Genomic DNA, 249 nt, shown 5'->3' with positions numbered 1-249 from the left:
AGCTATCACCGCCAAGCACTTCGCTAAAGATGTCTTGCCAGCCAAAGGATTGCAGTATTTTTGGTACAAAACGAATCGGCTTATTGGTGACCAATGCCAGCTCATATCCTGCTGCTTGTAGCTTTCTGAGCCCACTATCAACATCGGGGTAAGCGACAGTTTTGCTGCCACTGATATTTTTATAAGCATCGAAAAATACTTGCTCAGCATGGTCGACGGCTTCTTTGGCTAATTCACCCTCTAAAACCT

At 45.0% G+C, this 249-nt stretch carries 1 protein-coding gene; it reads right to left on the bottom strand.

The window, feature by feature from the left end; all coding sequences use genetic code 11:
- A partial coding sequence (locus tag AAEY75_RS16475) for an HAD hydrolase-like protein (protein WP_352260235.1) occupies positions 1–249 on the bottom strand: 249 nt, incomplete at both ends.

Origin of the sequence: Psychrobacter sp. TB55-MNA-CIBAN-0194 (genome assembly GCF_040309505.1) — a bacterium.
In the GTDB taxonomy this organism is placed as follows: Bacteria; Pseudomonadota; Gammaproteobacteria; order Pseudomonadales; family Moraxellaceae; genus Psychrobacter; species Psychrobacter fozii.
This window is presented reverse-complemented; position numbering and strand designations above follow the sequence as displayed.